Below are 18,380 nucleotides of genomic sequence, written 5' to 3' on the forward strand. Positions count from 1 at the left end.
ATCACTCCCCAAACAGCGCAATCTCTTTTTTGCCATCGTTGCCAATCGCACCACGATACATGCCGACCGTATTAAAGAGCATGGTGTAGTTGCCTTTGGCATCCAGCACAATGACTCCGCCACTGCCATCAATGGCTTTCACTTCATTGAGCGCATTGGCTGCCGCTGTTGCCAGAGGGGCTTTGTTGTATTTCACCTGTGAGGCGATATTGTACGCCGTTGCGGTGCGGATAAACTTCTCGCCACTCCCTGTGGCTGATACGGCCACCGTATTGTTGTCCGCGTAGGTGCCTGCTCCAATTAGCGGAGAATCGCCAACCCGGCCATAACGTTTGTTGGTCATGCCGCCGGTCGATGTACCCGCCGCCAGATTGCCTTCTTTATCCAGGGCGACGGCTCCCACGGTTCCAAATTTGTAGTCATACATCAGCGGATCGTAGGTGTAAGCCGATTTGCCATCGTGATCCAGCACCACCTGCTCTTTTTTAATGGCCTCTTGCAATTGCTGCCAGCGATAGTCAGTGCGGAAATAGGCGGGATCAACCGTCTCCAACCCTTCTTGCTTCAGGAATACCTCTGCGCCTTTGGACACCATCAACACATGGGGGCTGCGCGTCATGACGGTATAAGCGGCATTGATCGGATTTTTAATGGTGGTCACGCCAGCCACCGCGCCTGCCGCCAAGGTTTTACCATCCATGATGGATGCATCCAGCTCGTTGCGACCATCATGGGTAAAGACAGCGCCTTTACCGGCATTAAACAGCGGCGAGTCTTCCATCACGTTGATGGCCCGCTGCACCGCCTCCAGACTGGCGCCACCGCTTTCCAGCACTTTGTAACCCGCCTGCAATGCTTCATCCAATTTGGCTTTGTATTCGGCCTCCTGTTGCGGCGTAATGGTCGCTTTGGCAATCGTGCCGGCGCCGCCGTGGATCACCAGGCGAATGGGTGGCTCGGAAGCCAGTGTTGCTGCAGAAAATAAGGAGGTTGCCAGCAAGGCAGACGTGAGTAACGAAAGTTTCATTGCGCATCCTTGTATGTTTTATTGGTTGGAAAGAAAACATGGAATTAAAGCAGTGCACCCAAGATATATGATGTAACTCGTATGCCTTATTTCCTCATAGATGTGGCTCGTATACTTTTATTCACCCATAAAAACTAAAAACGGCCACTCTGGCCAGCCACTATCGATATACAACGACCAAGATAATGATCAGGCGGTCTCATATTTTAAAGGGGCCACACCCCTTATGAACCCATATCCTGATTTAATCAACCATGTCTCCAATCCATCCTGTATCGCACCTTAAGATCGCTAAGGGAAAGAATATGACCCTGTATAGCTGGGAGGCCTAAATAACAGCAAACAGGCGGGCAAAATACGGCACTGAATAAATTGGGCCCGCCCGGAAATTGACGACAGTCATGCAACGCACTGTGCGACAATTTCTGGAAGTCCTGATGGTGTGCAACACATACCACCCAGTCTGTCATGCCCAAAACAAGATTGATGATGGATGACAGCAACATTGGCTGCGCAACCAATGGGGGGAGTGGGAGCAGGGTAGGCAAGCGGGACGCCAGCCCTTGTGACAAGTGGATACCGATTGCTTTTTTACCTTGTATGTGATAGCGACGACTTTGGGGAGAGGAGATTGCGATTGAATTGACGGGGGCGCGTTGTCAGCCTCTTGGCAAGGCGCAGGACAATATTTTGGGGGGAGAGGGAAGAATGAAAAAAATGACATTCATTAGTATCTTTATATTTTCCAGCTTTGTTTTTGCGCAAGAACCATATTTAAGCAAAAGCAATCCAAGAACTTACACGGTAACAGTGAGTGTAAATACAAAAAACAATGGTCTTGCCTTATCGGATTTAATAGTCAATATACCGCTACCACTGCAAAATAGAGTCCAGGATGTCAAGTATATCCAAACAAACAATGGAGTGGTAATTAATGATGGCGAGTTGCGTTACGCATCCTTTGTCTATGATGAAAAAAGCTCGCCGAAAAACGGAGAGAATATATTGTCTGCAGTATCTTATCAGGTGACAACCTATGACCAATTTTATGATCTACTAAAGATAAAAAAGATAGAGCCATACAATAAAAAGAGGGCTGATTTTATTAAGTACACAAGGAATAATTTACCATATGTCAATCTGTCAAATAAGAAACTGCAAGCCATATCAAATAAACTATGGGAAAAGAGTCAAGCAGATATTTTGACTTATGCTCGAATGGCGTACGAGCATGTTCCGCTTAACTTTAGCTATATAAATGCTAATACGGGATTACATCCCTTGAATAAAGTTATGGATTCTGGCGGTGGTGATTGTGGAAACTTGTCGAGTATATATATTACGTTACTCAGGATAAAGCAAATTCCCGCCAGACATGTTGTGGCTATTCGGGCTGACAATACATTCCATGTGTGGTCTGAATTTTATCTCGAGAATATCGGCTGGATACCTGTAGATGTCACATTCAAACAGATCTATCCTAACAAGGATTATTTTGGCAAAATGGATAAAGAATCAAACGGAATAGCTTTAAATAAAGATGTCAATTTTTCTTTGGTAGTCGGGAATAAAGGGCGGTTTAATATTGATTTATTCCAACGATATGGCTATTGGTACTGGTCATCCGGGTTGGGCTCTCTTGACAGTAAATACAAGATCACTGAAACAGAGTAGGGGGAAAGCTCATCTAGCGCCGCATATATTTTTCGTAGTCTCAGTACTTGTTGCATAGAATAATTGACCTGTTCAAGCGTGAAGATATGATAGATGAATCCCCCATGGCTTAGCGAGGTGTTATATTCAATTTGTTCGAGAGATTTTCAGACACTGAATTTATGAAATACGGAAAAATTCCACCTTTGGCCTTGGCCACATCGAAGCTGAGATAGCGTCTGACAAACAAGCATCAGTGCGGATATTAGCCAGGCTTGACCTCTATCGGGAGGGGGTGGCATGTTGGCAGCCGCAACCCTTTATGTCGCAGGTTGGACTTGATGCCGGTGTTGCCACGGTTGCCTACTGGCATGAGCAACCTGAGTTGTTTGCAGAGGCAGAACCGGAATCAAGTCCAAGGTGTGATTGCAAGCCGGCTATTCCCCTTCAGGGGAGCCGAAGCTGCATTGATAGACCCAGGCTGGTGGCATATTGAGCCAGACACGGCGGCGTTGCCAGTCAAAGTGATGGGACAGTTCGCGCTCTATCTGCGAGGTGTACTGGAACTGGATAAAGTACCCCCCAGGATGCAGGGACGCCTTGACACGGGCCAGCACAGCCTGCCGCTGGGCGGGCGTAAATGCCAGCAGGGGCAAGCCGGAGAAGATCACCTCATAGGATTTGTTCAGCTGTTGGGCGGGTTGCATGCAGACCTCCAGCCTGGGATCCGGGATGGTTTCCAGCACAGAGATAAAGCTTGGGTGGATCTCGTAGGCATCGAGCCTGGCATTGTCAGGCAGTGCCTGTAACAGCGTACGGGTGAGCACCCCGGTCCCCGCACCCAGCTCCGCCACATACCTGGCCCGCTGAAGATCAATGCCTGCCATCATGCCGTCGCAGAGCCACTGGGAGGATGGCCAGACAGCCCCTACGTCCCGGGGGGAGCGAACGAACTGCTTCATAAAGGACAGCGATGAGCGCGCGTGACTCACGTATTTCTTCATGGATCTCATGGCCCCTTCCTCCAGGATACGAGGCGTGGCAACACTCCCCACAAGCACAACACGCCTATCCCCCAAACCACCCACAGCAGGGCAGAAGCAAATGGCAGCAGCATCGGGTAAATCTCCATCGCCCAGCTGACCCACTGAGTAGGGATAGGTAACCCTCCCTCGGGCCAAAACGTCGCCGTAGTACTCGCCAGCTCCCCTGACTCGAGACTTGCCACCTTGTCCAGCGCGGCAGACACCCATTGAGGCAGAACTTGTAGCAGCCAGTAAATCCCCCAAATGAGCCCACTCCATAGCGTGACCAGGGTTATCTTCCACACATTCTTCATTGCACCTCCAGATCTCGAATAGGGTGGGATATGGCCCTGTATGGCTTAGGGCGCGTGAGAGAAGCTAAACGTTGGAGCTATATCCAATGTCAAGGGAGGGTTGCCAGGGGCGAGGAGAGATGGCGGTCATCTAGTGCTGGCTACGACAGTTTCAGGAGACGTTGGTGGTGGGCTCGCCTTGCCAGCCTGTCGGCCTCAACGCAATATGCCGACCCTGGGGTCGGCATGGTGGGTAGCTGACAATGCATCTGACCGGGGCGCATTAAAACAATCTTTGCCATGTGCACCAGGAGCCGTATTGGCTGCGTGACAAGTGGGCCGCTGGATCAATGGGAATGGAGGGGCCTATTTATCCGCCTTGCCCGCCGCATCCGCCAGGCTGGCAAGCTGCTTGTCATACCAGGGCACAGGGCGGTTTTCATCCTCCGCCCGCTCTTTGCGCCGAATGGCATTGCGTACCGCCATGGCCCCCAGCCAGCGAAACGGCTCGGGCGGAAAATAGCCGCGCGGGCCGCTGACCAGCGCGCAGTCGCGCCACGGCTTGTCTTCCTCCCGCACTTCATCGCGCACCAAGGCCGCCAGGATCTGGCCGCCCATCCAGCTCTGCGCCACCCCGTTGCCGGAATAGCCGAGGCCATAGACAACGTTGGGCTGCCCTCGCCAGTGGCCGAAGAAGGGGAGGCCATCCACCGAGCGATCGGAGGCACCGCACCAGCTGGCGGCGATGGGCACCTCTGCAAGGGCCGGAAAGAAGCGGCGCAGGGTGCGGGTGAGAGGGGCAAGATAACGGCTCGGCGCATCAAACTCGGCCAGATGGCGGTTGGCAAAGGCGAAGGTGTTGCCCCCCTTGCCCAGCATCAGCCGCCCTTGCGGGGTCGAGCGGTAGTAATGCACAAAGGTGCGGCCATCCACCACGGAGCGGCCGTGCTCAAGCTGCTGGGCAGCCAGTGCATCCGGCGCGGGGTCGGTGATCACCATATCGGAGGAGACCAGCACTATGCTGCGGCGAAACTCGCGAAAGTGCTGCACCATGGCGCTGTTGAGGGCCAGCACTACCTTGCGGGCGTGGACGATGGCCTGTGGCGTCTGCACCCGTGCAGGCTGGCCCCCTTCGAGGCGCTGCATGGGGGAGTGCTCATAGACCTCAATGCCCAATTCCCGTGCCACCCGCAGCAGGCCGCGCACCAAGAGCGCCGGTTGCACCGAACCGGCGTGGGGGCTGTAGAGCCCCTCCAGATGAACGTGGGAGCCGCTCTGGCTCGCCAGTTCACCCTCTTCAATTGCTTGCCACTGGTTAAGGTCGGCGCGCTTGAGTTCCCGCAATACCGGCTCCATCAGGCCGCGCTGCGCCTCGCTGGTGGCGGTGTAGCAGGTGCCCTCAACCCTCAGCTGTGCCTCTATGTTGTGCGTTTCGCAGAAACGGGCGATCTCGTGCACCGCCAGCTCGGATCTTTGCACCAGCCAGGCGGCCTGCTGTTCGCCAAACAGGCGCTTTAAGGTCAGGTACTTAGCCGACCAGGTGAGCAGGCAGCCGCCGTTACGCCCGGAGGCGCCGCTGCCGCAGCTATCTTTTTCCAGCACCAGGATACGCAAGTGTGGCTCGGCCTGTTTAAGGGCGATGGCGCTCCACAGCCCGGTAAAGCCGCCGCCGACGATGCAAACATCGGCCTCGTGATGGCCGACGAGGGGTGTGGGCGGCGCGGGCTGTTCGGCGGCCAGCGCTTCGGCCAGCCAGAAGGGGAGAGTGGGCATGATGACTCCTCAACAAGGTTATGGGTGGCGCCAGCGCTGGGTGCGATCCAGCAGGGTGCGGCTCAAAAAGAGCTGGAGCAGCTTGACGGTGGCGGCGGCCAGCAGGATCAGGGTGGCCATGGCGGCGGCCGCAGCGGTATCGCCGGAATCCTCCATATTCAGCACGGCGATGGAGGCGAGCACGCTGTCGCTGGAATAGAGGAAGATCACCGCCGAGGTGGTGGTCATGGCGTTGACGAACAGATAGATAAAGATCTCCAGCAGGGCCGGCAGGGAGGCGGGCAGGGTGACGCGCCAGAACGCCTTCCAGAGCGGAATGCGCAATGAGATGGCCACCAGCTCCAGCTCCTTGGGCAATTGTTTGAGGCTGGTCACCGCCGTCATATGGCCCACGGTGTAGTAGTGAATGATGCAGGAGAGCACCATCAGCGGCAGAGTGCCATAAAGAGTGCCGTAGAGGCCGCCAAACAGCGGGTTGCCGTTGAAAAAGAAGATGTAGCCCAGCCCCAGCACCATACCGGGCACCGCCAGCGACAGCATGGCCAAGATGTGCAGCAACTGGCGCAGCCATGGGAAGTGGCGCCCCTTCTCCTGCGCCCAGGCCAGCACCATCACCAGCACTGTGCCCACAAGGGCGGTAAAAAGACCCAGCTGCAAGGTATTGGTAAAGGGCTGCCAGCCGTAGACGCTGTTGCTGTCAAAGGCGTAGTGATCCAGCGTCAGCCCAAGGTTGTAGGGCCAGAACTGCACCAGGGAGCCGTAAACCGCCATCCCCACCAGCGCCAGAAACAGCAGGGCCCAGAGGGTGCACCAGCCGAGGGCCAGCAGATCCCGCAACCGATGGGGTTTGGGCTGATAGGGCACCGCCTTGGTGCTGCTCTGCTCCTGCATCTTGCTACGCACCCTGTGTTCCAGGGCAAAGCTGAGCAGCGCCGGCAGCAGCAGGGTGACGCTGGCAACGGCGCCCAGCGAGAAGTTCTGCATCCCGATCACCTGCCGGTAGATGTCGGTAGCCAGCACGCTGTACTGGCCGCCAATCACCTTGGCTACCCCGAAGTCGCAGATGGTGAGGGTGAAGACCGCGATGGCAGCGCTGAGCAGGCCATAACGGGCGGTGGGCAGGGTGACGGTGATAAAGGTGGGCCAGCCGCTGCTGCCTAGTACACGGGAGGCTTCATAGAGGCGGGCGTCGCTCTGACCGAGCGCCGCGATAAGGATCATCAGGGCGTGGGGAAAACACCAGAAGCCAAGGCCAATGACGATACCGATGGGGCCGTAGATGCTCTCGCCGCCGAGCAGCCCCTTGGCGATCCCCTGATTGCCAAACCAGTAGACCAGACTGATGGCGGGCAGCAGGGAGGGCATCAAGAGCGGGATAAGGCCGATGAGGCGAAACAGCCCCTTGCCCGGCATGCAGGTGCGGGTGAGGGCATAGGCGTAGCCAAAGGCGATGGTCACCACCAGAGCGGTGATTAAAACCCCGAGCCAGAGGGTGTTGCCGATAGTGCGCCCCAGATGAGGGGAGTCGAAATAGGCGCTGAAGTTGGCAAAGCCTACCCAGAGGCCGTTTTCATCCTGCAGGCTCTTTTGCAGCATGGTGAGCAGCGGCAGCAAGAGGCCGCCGGTGAGCAGGGCGATGCCGAGCACCAGCAGGATCAGTTGCAGCAGCTGATCCCGGCTCCAGCCGCGACAGAGCTGCTGCCAGCGGGCGTCTTGCCGGGCTGTCGCTGGCGGCAACAGGGAGGAGGTCGCGAAGGGAGCAGTCATGGGTGCTCTCCTTCAAACAGTTGCATCGCTCCGGCGGGCCAGTGCAACGAGCAGCGCATGCCGCTGCGCCAGCCACCCTGTTCGTGGCGGGGCAGCTCGTGGGTCGGGCGCTCCACCAGAATTTGCTGCGGGCCTAGATAGGTGTCGGCGGTGCAGATAAGGCGCTGGGCTGCGCCGAGAAACTCCACCTGATCGATGGTTGCTTCAACGCCATGTTGCCCAAGATAGGGCTCGCTCGGCGCACTCAAAGTGATCGCCTCGGGGCGGAGCGCCACCTGCAATTTGCTGCCGGCCGCGGCCCGGTTGGCGAGTTGCAGCGGTTGTTCGTTGAGGCGCACTTGAGTGGGGCTCAGCACCAGGGTGTCGAGGAAGTTCATGGTGCCGACAAAGCTTGCCACGAAGCGGCTGGCAGGCTGGTGGTAGATCGCCTGCGGGGTGCCCACCTGCACTATGCGGCCGCTCTCCATCACCACGATGCGATCGGCCATGGTCAGCGCCTCTTCCTGATCGTGGGTCACCATGATGGTGGTGATGCCAAGGCGCTGCTGCAGGGCGCGGATCTCGCTGCGAAGATGGGTGCGCACCAGCGCATCCAGGGCGCTGAGCGGTTCGTCCAGCAGCAGCAGGCCGGGGGAGAGGGCCAAGGCCCGGGCTAGCGCTACCCGTTGCTGCTGGCCGCCGGAGATCTGGCTCGGGTATTTATGGGATTGGGCCGTGAGACCCACCAGCCCCAGCCAGTGATCGACCCGCTCCTTGATGAGATCCCGCGCCAGCCCCTGATTCTCGAGGCCGAAGGCGATGTTCTGGGCCACCGTCAGGTTGGGGAAGAGGGCATAGGATTGAAACACGATGCCAAAATCGCGCTCCTGAGGCGGCAGGCGGGAGATATTGCGCCCCCCTTGCCAGATCTCGCCGCTGTCCGGCAGATCCAGCCCGGCGATGGCTCTGAGCAGTGTGGTCTTGCCGCAGCCGGAGGGACCGAGAAAACAGATAAACTCCCCCGGCTCAATGGTCAGAGAGATCCCCTTGAGGGCCTGAAAAGCACCGAACTGCTTGTTGAGATGTTGAATGTCCAGATAGGGCTGGGTCATGGTCCGACTCGCTACTTATTTGGTATATACCAGTTTGCGGGTGAAGTGTGACGGTCAGGTGATCGAGGGATGACGACTTGATGACAGTCAGATGACATCGGGTCGTCAGCAAGTGGCTTGGCTCTGTGCGAATGGGTGAGGCGCCACCTATTGAGGACGACACAAACACGGGGGTCGATGCCAAAAAGCGAAGGCCAACCTGAGTTGGCCTTCGGCAAGCAGTTTATTGGCAGCAGAGTTTCTGGAGTGCACAAACCGCAGCCCTTGACGCTTACTGCTTGGCTTCGGTCTTGCCGTCGAAGCTGGCGCTCCACTGGGCCAGAATGGTATTGCGCTCGCGGGCAGCCCAGCCAAAGTCGTTGTCGATCATCTGGCCCTTGATATCCGCCGGATAGCCGGCTCTCGGTTGGGCGACATTTGGGATGGCGACTACGGCGAACGACTTGTTGTAGAGGGCGTTGGCCTGTTCGGTGGCGGCAAAGTCGAGCAGCTGTTTGGCGGCATCCAGCTTGGGGGTGCCCTTGATGATGCCGGCGGCTTCCATGTCCCAGCCCGAGCCCTCTTTCGGGAACACCACCTCGATGGGGGCGCCCTTGGCCTTGAGGCTGGTGGCCGGGAAGTCGAAGGAGATGCCGATCACCGTCTCACCGCTGGCGGCCAGCTTGCAGGGGGCGGAGCCCGAGTGGGTGTAGCGGTCGATGTTCTGGTGCAGGCCGTTCATAAATTGCCAGCCCTGCTGCTCACCCATGGTCTGCAGCCAGCCGGCGACGCTCAGGTAACCGGTGCCGGAGGAGCTGGGGTTGGGCATGATCACCTTGCCCTTGTAGACGGGCTTGGTGAGATCGGCCCAGCTGGTCGGCGCCGGGATCCCCTGTTTCTCCGCCTCTACCTTGTTGAAGCAGATTGCACTGAAGAAGGCGTCCAGACCGATCCAGTGCGGCTCGGCCTTGCTGTCGCGAAAGCGGCTGTCGAGCTTCTCCAGCCCTTTCGGCGCATAGGCACTCAGCATCTGCTGCTGGTCGAGTTGCATCAGGCTGGTAGCCGCCAGTCCCCACACCACATCCGCTTTAGGCTGGGCTTTTTCCGCCAGCAATCTGGCGGTGACCACGCCGGTGGAGTCGCGCACCCACTTGATGTTGATGTCCGGATGCTGGCGCTCGAACGCGGTTTTCAGCTCGCCGAGCTGCTCCGGCTCGAAGGCGGTGTAGACGGTGAGATCGGTAGCGGCCAGTGCCGGGGCTGTCATGGCGGCCAGCACGGCGGCGGCCAGCAGATGGGTTCCCTGTTTCATCCTCTTCTCCATATAAAGTGGCTTGGTATAAACCAGATTGGTCGAGAGAGAGGCTAGGGGATTTTTATGACGTGACCGTGACGGCCCCGTGACGTTTTGCCGCGCACAAGTTGCGGCAATCAATCCTGGGTATCCACCTCGATCTCCAGGCTGTCGTGGCGCCAGTACTCCAGATCGAAGTCGAGCACCCGACCGTGCTGATCGAAGTTGAGTCGCTCGAGGCGCAGGGCGGGCAGACCGGCGGTGGCCCCCAGCGCCTTGGCCACTTCGTCCGGCAGGGCGGTGGGGAAGAAACGCACCTGCATGCGGGCGTAATGAAGATCGTAATGGGCTTGGTAGATCTCGGTCAGGCTGCCATTGAGATCCAGCTCCAGCAGGCCGGGCACTCGCTCTGGCAGGCAGTGATTCTCGCAGTAGCAGATGGCGCGCCCGTTGGCATAGCGCAGCCGCTTGAGCAGAAACAGGCTGTCGAACGGCTTGAGCTGCAGCCGCGCCATCAACGCCGGGGGCACCGCCTGACGGCTTTTCTCCAGCAGCTCGGTGCGAGGCTCGCCCCCTTGCTCCCGCACTATCTGGTGAAAGTTGGAGGTGCGTCTGGGGTTGAGACTGAAACGGGGCGGGGTGATGAACCAGCCGCGGCGATCCTCACGATAGATAAGGCCGCTCGCCTCCAGCTGCACCAGCGCCTCGCGGATGGTGACCCGGGTGGTGGCGTAGAGTTCCCCCAGCAGCCGCTCGGAGGGGAGCTTGTCGTTGGGGGCCAGGCCCCCCGCCAGGATCTGGTTGGCGAGTGCATCCTTGATCTGCAGGTATTGGGGTTTGCTCATGAAAGTCCCTGGTTGTGCAATGGGTTGGGCAATGGTTTGGGCACAGGGCTGGTCATCGGCCCGGTCGCTAAAGCAGGCATCAAAGTGCATTGGTAGAGACCAGTGTTGCCCCTGTTGTTAAGGCTTCCTAGATTATCGCGATCCCGGCGCCGCAAATGAATTTTTTGTTGCACGTAGCGCCACCCCTTTGACCTTGGCGGGGCAGTTACCCACAATGTGCTCATTCTGGTATATACCAAAAGGAGCAAAGTCATGACCCATATTCCTGCGGCCCCCGCCGCCGTCGATTACCTGCTGCTGACCCCGGGCCCCCTCTCGACCACCGCGACGGTGCGCGCCGCCATGCTGCAAGACAGCTGCACCTGGGATGCGGACTACAACCAGGGCGTGGTGGAGCCCATCCGCCGCGAGCTGGTGCGCCTCGCCACCGGCCCGGAATATGAGAGCGACTACAGCGCCGTATTGCTGCAGGGGAGCGGCAGCTATGTGGTGGAGAGCGTGCTGGGCTCGGCGATCGGTGCCAATGAATGTCTGCTGATCATCAACAACGGTGCCTACGGTGCCCGCATGGGGGAGATGGCCCGCTGCCTTGGCTTGCGCCATCATGAACTGGACTGCGGTGAGACCACCCGCCCCGAGCCCGCCGCCATCGAGGCGATGCTGGCACGTCACCCCGAGATCACCCACTTGGCCATAGTGCACTGCGAGACCACCACCGGCATGCTCAACCCGTTGGAGGAGGTGGCTGCGCTCTGCCAGTGCCGCGGCATTCGCCTGATCGTCGATGCCATGAGCAGCTTTGGCGGCATTCCCATCGACATGGGGCGTCTTGGCATCGAGTTTCTTATCAGCTCTGCCAACAAGTGTATTCAGGGGGTGCCGGGCTTTGGTTTCGTCATCGCCCGCCGCGTGGCGCTCACGGCCTGCGCCGATCGCACCCGCTCGGTCTCCCTCGACCTGCATGCCCAGTGGCAGACCATGGAGCAGCAGGGGGGCAAGTGGCGCTTTACCTCGCCCACCCATACCGTGCTCGCCTTTGCCCAGGCCCTGCGAGAGCTGGATGAAGAGGGGGGGATCGCCGCCCGCCATCGGCGCTACCGCGAGAATCAGCGCACGCTGGTGGATGGCATGGCGGCGCTTGGCTTTGAACCGCTGCTGCCAGAACAGTGGCAATCCCCCATCATCACCGCCTTTTACTCCCCGGCCCACCCGGACTACCGCTTCGCCGACTTCTACCAGCTGCTCAAGGCGCAAGGCTTTGTCATCTATCCGGGCAAGGTCTCGCAGGCCGACTGTTTCCGCATTGGCAATATCGGCGATGTGACCCCAGAGCGGGTGCGCGAACTGCTCGCCGCCATGGCCAGCGCCTGCTATTGGCAAGGGGAAGCACGATGACGAGCCAAGCGCTTCACGGTCACGATCTGCGTGGCGATAAGCTGCACGGCAGCGGCCGCGCCGACAGCGAAGGGGATATCAACCTCGGCGAGGGGCGCGCGCACTGGTGGGCGGGTCAGAGCGAGGCGGTACAGGCCGGATTGGCGGAGGATAGCCGCTACTTCCTCCATCAGGCCCTCTCCACCCCCTGTCTGGACTTGCTTGAGGGAGCGCAGGGGAGCTGGCTGACCAGCGTATCGGGCGCGCGTTACCTCGATTTTCACGGCAACAGTGTCCATCAGCTGGGTCATGGTCACCCCAGAGTGGTGGCCGCGGTGCAGCAGCAACTCGCCGACTTACCGTTCGTGCCCCGCCGCTACACCCATCAGGTCGCCATCGACTGCGCCCGCACCCTGGCCGAACTGGCCCCCAGCGATCTCAACCGGGTGCTGTTCGCCCCCGGCGGCAGCGAGGTGGTGGGGATTGCCTTGAAGCTTGCCCGCTTTATTACCGGCAACAGCAAGGTGGTGTCCCTGTGGGATGCCTTTCACGGCGCCTCCCTCGATGCCATCTCGGTCGGCGGCGAGGCCTGTTTTCGCACCGGTATGGGCCCGCTGATGGCTGGAGTGGAGCGCATCCCGCCCCCCACCCGTTATCGCGGCGTCTGGTATCGCGGGGAAGGGGATGACCTGCACTACGCCGATTATCTGGAGTACGTCATCGAGAAGGAGGGAGGAATCGGTGCCTTTATCGCCGAGCCTATCCGCAACACCGATGTGCAGGTATCCTCAAAAGCCTACTGGCAGCGGGTGCGGGAGATCTGCGATCGCCACAAGGTGCTGCTGATTGTCGACGAGATCCCCAATGCCCTGGGTCGTACCGGCCACTGGTTCAGCTTCGAAGAGTTCGGCATCGAGCCCGACATCATCTGTCTTGGCAAGGGGCTGGGGGGCGGGGTGGTGCCATTTGCGGCGCTAATTACTCGAGAGCGTTTCAATCAGGCGGCGGCCATCTCGCTCGGTCACTACACCCACGAGAAGAGCCCCATCGGCTGCGCGGCGGCTCTTGCCACCATCAGTACCATCCGTGAAGAGGGGCTGCTGGAAAAAGCGCGGGAGGATGGTTGCTTTATGGCGAGCGAACTGGCAGCGCTTGCCGAGCGCCACCCCCTTATCGGCCAGGTGCGCGGCATCGGCCTCCTGTGGGCGCTCGATCTGGTGGTCGATCACCAGAGTCGAGCTCGAAACAGCCAGGCCGCCGAGCGGCTGCTCTACCGCTGTCTGGAGCTTGGGCTCAGCTTCAAGGTTTCCCAGGGCAACGTCATCCAGCTCTCACCCCCGCTCAACATCGCCCGCGCCGATCTGGTGCGTGCCATCGCCATTCTCGATCGCGCTCTCGGCGAGATCGCACTTTCACCGAAACAGGAACACCACCATGACTGACTTGCAGACTGCCATCCACCCGACCACCGACGTGGAGGCGCTGATCCTCGACTGGGCCGGTACCGTCGTCGACTTCGGCTCCTTTGCCCCCACTTCCATCTTCGTCGAGGCCTTCGCCCGCGCCTATGACTTTCCCGTGACCCTGGATGAGGCGCGCCAGCCCATGGGGCTGGGCAAGTGGGATCATATCGCCGCGCTGGGCCGTCTGCCCTCGGTGGATGCCCGCTGGCAGGCCCGCTTCGGCCACCCCATGAGCCACGCCGAGGTGGACCACATTTATCACACCTTTATGCCGCTGCAGATTGCCGCGGTGACCCGCTTTGCAGACCCGATCCCCGGTGTGTTGCCGGTGCTGGACGCGCTGCGGGGTCAGGGAATGAAAATCGGCTCCTGCTCCGGTTATCCCCGTCCGGTGATGGAGGCGCTGGTACCGGCGGCTGCCGATCACGGCTACCGCCCGGATCACTGGGTCGCCACCGACGATCTCAAGGCCGGAGGTCGCCCCGGCCCCTGGATGGCGCTGGCCAATGTAATTGAGCTCGGAGTGAGCGCCGTGCATCGTTGCATCAAGGTGGATGATGCCGTGCCGGGTATCAGCGAAGGGCTGAACGCGGGCATGTGGACGGTGGGGCTGTCTGTCTCCGGCAACGAGTTTGGTGCCACCTGGGACGAGTTTGCCGCCATGAGCGAGGCGGAAATCGCCGCTCGGCGCGCACCGGCCGAGGCCAAACTGCGGGCGGCGGGGGCACACTATGTGATCGATACCCTGGCCGACATCGCCCCTGTGCTTGCCGATATCAACCGCCGTCTGGCCGCTGGCGAGCGGCCATAAGCGGGCCTTGGCAAAAAAACTTGGCATTGAAAAGCAACACGCCCCCGTATGGGGGCGTGTGTGTGTTCAGCGTAAAGGGGAGGGGACGATAGGTGGCCGCAGAGGATGGCGGTTTATCTCCTGTCGCTCCCCCAACCTGGCAGCTATCCCCCCATCATCCTCGCGGTCTGAATGGCCTGAATAAGGGCGGCGCGGTTGATGCGGGGGCGCTCCTCATCCAGCAGCTGTTGCCACAGGGCGATGGCTTCGCGGTAGCGGGCGTGCAGGAAGTGATCGGAGGCGAGCAGCATCAGGGCACTCACTTCCCCCTTGTCGAGCTCGAGCGCGGCATCGAGCAGGCGGCGGGCCTCGGGCGTGAGCTGCTGGCCCGCCTGGTAGTAGCGCACCGTGGCCAGGGCGGCCAGAGTGGCGGCGCTGGCCCCCCCTTCGAGCAGCGCCAGTCGCTGGTAGGCAAGCCAGGCATTGTCGTATTCATCCCGATAGAGATAGAGCTGGCCCAGCGCCGCCCAGCTGTCGAGATCGGCGGGATTGGTCTGCAGCTTCTGGTGCAGGGCCCCCAGCTCCTTGTCCTGCAGATCCCGGGGGCTCAGGCCCGCAAGGGGATCGGGGCGCGACTGATGCGCCTGCCACGCCTGATAGCGGCCTGTGCTGGCGTAAAAGCTTGCGAGCCCTGCCAGCAGCAGAGCGCCCAGCAGCCAGACGTAGCGGGCATGGTGGGCTCTGGGGGCCAGGGCCAGCCGGGCCCTGAGCGCCTGCTCGGGGACCGGGGTAGCATTGGCCAGATTGGCGGCGGTCAGCTCCCGATAGAGGGGAAGATCGGGGGAGAGCCCGGCTTGCTGCTCGGCCATGATCCGGCTGTTCAGCGCGCTGCGATGATCGACACCGGCACGGCCTGTGTCGCCCTCAATGGCAATGGCTTGAGCCCCCTTGATCCTCAGGCGGCGGCCGAGCGTCAGCAGTGCCAGCCCCAGCAGCAGGGCAGGGCCGCCCCACAGCAGCAGGGTGCTGGCCTTGAAGGGGGGAGCGTAGCGCACGAAGTCGCCAAATCGACTGGTCATGCGGGCGATCACCTCTTCATCGCTCTGCCCCTCGTCGACCCAGCGGTAGACTTCAAGGCGCAGATCCCGCGCGATGGGGGAGTTGGACTCCACCAGGTTTTGGTTCTGGCACTGGGGGCAGCGCAGGGCGCGGGCGAGATCCTGGGCGCGGGCTTGCAGTTCGGGGTGGCGAAACTCATAGGTATCGACCCCGCTGGCAAACGAACTCGCACTCAGGCACATGCCGAGGATCAGCAGGGCAGCGGCAAGAGGACGGCACGTCATGATTGTGTCTCCCGAGTCGATGGGGCAGGCCCGGCAGCTTTTATTTGTGCGTCGGCACGGGCCTTGTCGAGCAGGGGCACAAACTGGCGCTGCCAGATATCCAGGGTAAGCAGACCCGTGTGGCGGGTAAGCAGGGTGCCGTCTGCATCGAACAGATAGGTCTCCGGCGTACCATAGACGCCGAGCTCCAGGGCAAGTTTGCCGTCCGGGTCGGCCAGCACGGCGCGATAGGGGTTACCCGCCTCAATCAGCCAGGCACGGGCCGCATCCCCCTTGTCCCGATAGTTGAGGCCATAGAGGGGCACCACGCGTGCCAGCTCACCCAGCAACGGATGCTCGGCGCGGCAGTTGGGGCACCAGCTGGCCCAGACATTGAGCACAAAGGGCTCCCCTTTCAGGCTGGCGGTGTCAATGGCCGCCCCTCCCAGCAAGTTCTCACTCTGCCAGGCTGGCAGGGTGCGGCCCAGGGTAGCCTCATCCTGGCTGTAGGGGTTATTGCCAAGACCGAGCAGGAGCAGGGCGCCGAGGCTCAGGGTCAGGATCAGGGGCAGAAAGAGGCGCAGGCGGGATCTCATAGGGACTCCTGTTCGAGACGGGGGCGAGGCGAGGTGGCCGCAGCCGGGCGGGAGGCCAGCAGGGGACGGCGAGCGAGCAGGCGCAGGGCGCCACCCGCCATCATCAGAATGCCCCCCAGCCAGATCCAGCGCACCAGCGGCTTGTAGTGCAGGCGCATGGCGTAGGTGTGTGGCCCCATCTTCTCGCCAAGCACCACGTAGAGATCGCCAAACAGCCCCCACGCGATGCCGGGCTCGTTCATGTTCATGGTGCGCACGCTGTAGTGGCGCCGCTCCGGCATCAGGCGGGCCACCTCCTTACCCCCTTTGTGCACGCTCAGGGTGATGCGCTCGGCGGTGTAGTTGGGGCCGAGCAGCGGCTCGCTCCCTTCATAGCGAAACTCATAGGCACCGAGCCGGTAGGGTTTGCCCGCTCCAAGCACAGTGCCACCCTCCTGGCTGTAGTGGTTCACCTGAGCGATGCCGAGGGCGCACACCGCCACCCCGAGGTGGGCGAGCAGGCTACCCAGCCGGCTCGCCCTCCCATTCCCCTTCCTGAACGAGAAGTTCATCAGCAGGCTGGCCACCAGCCAGAGGCTCAGCACGTTGGCGACCAGTCCCATCCAGCTCAAGGGACCGAACTCCCGATAGGCGAGGGTCAAGAGTCCCCCGCCCAGCAGGCCGAAGAGCGGCGGCAGCCAGCGGGTAAGGCGGGTGTCATTACTCAAGCCTTGCCAGCGCAGGCGCGGCAGCTGGGTCATCAAGGCCATCAGCAGCAGGGCCAGCGGCACGAAGATGGTGTTGAAGTAGGGGGCGCCTACCGAGAGGGACCCCAGATGGAGGGACTTGAACACCATGGGGTAGAAGGTACCGAGCAGCACGCTGGCGCAGGCCACGCAGAGCAGCAGGATGGCGGCGCCGAGTAGCCCCTCCTTGGACCAGAAGCCGAAGCGGGCGTAGGGGGCGCGGGTGTCGGCCCGCAGGGCAAACAGGGTCAACGCTGTTGTGAGCAGCAGGCCGAGCAGCAGCAACAGGGTGAGGCCGCGATCCGGATCCACCGCAAAGGCGTGCACCGAGGTAAGCACGCCGGAGCGCACCACAAAGGTGCCGAGCAGACTCAGGGAGAAGGTGAAGATGGAGAGCAGCAGCACGGCGTGACCGTAGGCGCCGCGCTTCTCACACACCACAAGAGCGTGCAGCAGGGCGGTGCCGAGTAGCCAGGGCAGCAGGGAGGCGTTTTCCACCGGATCCCAGAACCACCAGCCGCCCCAGCCAAGCTCGTAGTAGGCCCACCAGGAGCCGAGCACGATACCGGCGGTGAGAAACACCCAGGAGCCGAGCGCCCAAGGGCGGCTCCAGTGGGCCACGGCCCCGTCGAGCCGGCCCGAGTGCAGCGCCGCCATGGCAAAAGCGAAGTTGACCGCAAAACCGACGTAACCCAGATAGAGCAGCGGCGGGTGCAGGATCAGGCCGATATCCTGCAGCATGGGGTTGAGGTCGCGCCCCTCCTGCGGCCCCGGGAAAATCCGATCGAAGGGGCTGGAGAAGACCAGGGTATAGAGGGCAAAGCCCCCCACAATCAGTCCCATAATGGCCAGTACCCGCACCAGGATCAGCGGGTCGACCCGTCTGGAGCACAGCGCCACCAGTGCCCCCCACAGGGCCAGCGCGAAGACGAAGAAGAGCATGGAGCCTTCATGGCCGCCCCACACCGCCGCTATCTTGTAGCCCAGGGGCAGGGCGCTGTTGGCGTGCTGGGCCACATAGGTCAGGGTGAAATCATTCTGGGCAAAGCAGATCCCGAGCAGCATCAGGGCGGCGCCAAGCAGGGCGGCATTGAGCAGTGCCAATGGCCTGGCACAGCCGAGCAAGGGGGGGGAGGCGAGCCGCAGCCCGAGCCAGGGCAGTAACCCCTGCATCAGGGAGAGCAGGGTTGCCAGCAACAGTGAGAGATAGCCGAACTCCGCCAGCACACAACCTCCAGGTTCACTCTTCGATGTCATTCATGTCATGGCACACACGCCGCGTCGTCTCCCGTTTGGCGGGGGGCTCGGCAGGCAGCGGGTGTGGCATCACCAGAAATCCATTGGGCCAACAACAAACCAGCGC

General features: G+C 60.8%; 14 protein-coding genes. 4 read left to right on the forward strand and 10 right to left on the reverse strand.

The genetic code is table 11. From position 1 onward, the window contains the following. Window position 1: 1 nt before the first annotated feature. Window positions 2–1,027, reverse strand: a complete 1,026-nt coding sequence (locus tag ACB028_RS08205; RefSeq protein WP_042028885.1) for an isoaspartyl peptidase/L-asparaginase family protein — start codon at window positions 1,025–1,027, stop codon at window positions 2–4. A gap of 642 nt (window positions 1,028–1,669) precedes the next feature. On the opposite strand from ACB028_RS08205, the gene ACB028_RS08210 reads away from it, so the two are divergent. After that, entirely contained in the window at window positions 1,670–2,701 is a 1,032-nt protein-coding gene (locus ACB028_RS08210) for a transglutaminase family protein (RefSeq protein WP_371143976.1), read from the forward strand. Between the two features lie 416 nt (window positions 2,702–3,117). Here the strand turns inward: ACB028_RS08210 and ACB028_RS08215 are convergent, their stop codons facing one another. From ACB028_RS08215 to phnR, 6 genes are all read right to left on the reverse strand, one after another. Next, the gene (locus ACB028_RS08215; RefSeq protein ID WP_371143977.1) at window positions 3,118–3,693 is read right to left on the reverse strand and encodes a class I SAM-dependent methyltransferase; all 576 of its coding nucleotides are present in this window, start codon (window positions 3,691–3,693) and stop codon (window positions 3,118–3,120) included. Window positions 3,694–4,364: 671 nt separating this feature from the next. After that, window positions 4,365–5,771 (reverse strand): FAD-dependent oxidoreductase, encoded by a 1,407-nt coding sequence (locus ACB028_RS08220; RefSeq protein ID WP_371143978.1) that lies wholly within the window; start codon window positions 5,769–5,771, stop codon window positions 4,365–4,367. A gap of 18 nt (window positions 5,772–5,789) precedes the next feature. After that, window positions 5,790–7,538, reverse strand: a complete 1,749-nt coding sequence (locus ACB028_RS08225) for a putative 2-aminoethylphosphonate ABC transporter permease subunit (RefSeq protein WP_371143979.1) — start codon at window positions 7,536–7,538, stop codon at window positions 5,790–5,792. Further along, complete coding sequence (locus tag ACB028_RS08230) at window positions 7,535–8,629, reverse strand: putative 2-aminoethylphosphonate ABC transporter ATP-binding protein (protein ID WP_371143980.1); 1,095 nt, start codon at window positions 8,627–8,629, stop codon at window positions 7,535–7,537. The genes ACB028_RS08225 and ACB028_RS08230 overlap by 4 nt, the downstream gene beginning before the upstream one ends. 271 nt (window positions 8,630–8,900) lie before the next feature. Continuing rightward, window positions 8,901–9,920 (reverse strand): putative 2-aminoethylphosphonate ABC transporter substrate-binding protein, encoded by a 1,020-nt coding sequence (locus ACB028_RS08235; RefSeq protein ID WP_371143981.1) that lies wholly within the window; start codon window positions 9,918–9,920, stop codon window positions 8,901–8,903. Window positions 9,921–10,039: 119 nt separating this feature from the next. After that, window positions 10,040–10,747: a phosphonate utilization transcriptional regulator PhnR gene (phnR, locus tag ACB028_RS08240; protein ID WP_371143982.1), complete on the reverse strand. Its 708-nt coding sequence runs from the start codon at window positions 10,745–10,747 to the stop codon at window positions 10,040–10,042. Between the two features lie 252 nt (window positions 10,748–10,999). Between phnR and phnW the strand changes: the two genes are divergently transcribed. The 3 genes from phnW to phnX are packed head-to-tail and all read left to right on the forward strand — an operon-like array spanning window position 11,000 to window position 14,395. Beyond that, on the forward strand, window positions 11,000–12,142 hold the full coding sequence (phnW, locus tag ACB028_RS08245; protein ID WP_371143983.1) for a 2-aminoethylphosphonate--pyruvate transaminase: 1,143 nt from the start codon (window positions 11,000–11,002) through the stop codon (window positions 12,140–12,142). Continuing rightward, a complete protein-coding gene (locus tag ACB028_RS08250; RefSeq protein WP_371143984.1) occupies window positions 12,139–13,563 on the forward strand; it encodes an aspartate aminotransferase family protein in 1,425 nt (474 codons plus the stop codon). The genes phnW and ACB028_RS08250 overlap by 4 nt, the downstream gene beginning before the upstream one ends. Then, window positions 13,556–14,395, forward strand: a complete 840-nt coding sequence (gene phnX / locus ACB028_RS08255) for a phosphonoacetaldehyde hydrolase (protein ID WP_371143985.1) — start codon at window positions 13,556–13,558, stop codon at window positions 14,393–14,395. Before ACB028_RS08250 ends, phnX begins: the two co-directional genes overlap by 8 nt. A 143-nt stretch (window positions 14,396–14,538) precedes the next feature. Here phnX and nrfF read toward each other — a convergent pair whose 3' ends face one another. The 3 genes from nrfF to nrfE are packed head-to-tail and all read right to left on the reverse strand — an operon-like array spanning window position 14,539 to window position 18,244. Then, window positions 14,539–15,717, reverse strand: a complete 1,179-nt coding sequence (gene nrfF / locus ACB028_RS08260; protein WP_371143986.1) for a heme lyase NrfEFG subunit NrfF — start codon at window positions 15,715–15,717, stop codon at window positions 14,539–14,541. Beyond that, window positions 15,714–16,292 (reverse strand): DsbE family thiol:disulfide interchange protein, encoded by a 579-nt coding sequence (locus tag ACB028_RS08265; RefSeq protein ID WP_371143987.1) that lies wholly within the window; start codon window positions 16,290–16,292, stop codon window positions 15,714–15,716. Before ACB028_RS08265 ends, nrfF begins: the two co-directional genes overlap by 4 nt. Next, window positions 16,289–18,244 carry a heme lyase NrfEFG subunit NrfE gene (gene nrfE / locus ACB028_RS08270; RefSeq protein WP_371143988.1) on the reverse strand — a complete coding sequence of 652 codons (1,956 nt, stop codon included), beginning with the start codon at window positions 18,242–18,244 and terminating at the stop codon, window positions 16,289–16,291. The genes ACB028_RS08265 and nrfE overlap by 4 nt, the downstream gene beginning before the upstream one ends. Window positions 18,245–18,380 lie beyond the last annotated feature (136 nt).

The sequence above is a fragment of the Aeromonas sp. S9(2024) genome (assembly GCF_041403185.1).
GTDB classification, from domain to species: domain Bacteria; phylum Pseudomonadota; class Gammaproteobacteria; order Enterobacterales; family Aeromonadaceae; genus Aeromonas; species Aeromonas enteropelogenes.